At 55.0% G+C, this 320-nt stretch carries 1 protein-coding gene; it reads left to right on the plus strand.

What is annotated here, in order from left to right:
* Positions 1 to 316, plus strand: a 316-nt coding sequence (locus LVS58_RS25025) for an IS3 family transposase (RefSeq protein WP_233693253.1), incomplete at its 5' end; no start/stop codon positions are given.
* Positions 317 to 320 lie beyond the last annotated feature (4 nt).

Consider the following 320-nt stretch of genomic DNA (forward strand, 5'->3'; position numbering starts at 1 on the left):
GAAGCAAGGTGACAAGCCGATCCTGCACTCCGATCAAGGATGGCAGTACCGCCAGCCGACCTACCGACACATGCTGGCCGAAAAGAACATTGAGCAGAGCATGTCACGCAAGGGAAATTGCCTGGACAATGCCGCCATGGAGAGCTTCTTCGGCACGCTCAAGAGCGAGTTTTTCTACCTGGAATCGTTTGAGAGCGTGGAGCAGTTGGCCTCAGGGCTGGAGGACTACATCGACTACTACAACCAGGAGCGCATAAGCCTCAGATTGAATGGCTTGAGTCCGGTACAATTTCGGACCCAAGCGCTGAGCCGCTAACCTC

Source organism: Pseudomonas sp. JR33AA (genome assembly GCF_021378985.1).
In the GTDB taxonomy this organism is placed as follows: domain Bacteria; phylum Pseudomonadota; class Gammaproteobacteria; order Pseudomonadales; family Pseudomonadaceae; genus Aquipseudomonas; species Aquipseudomonas alloputida.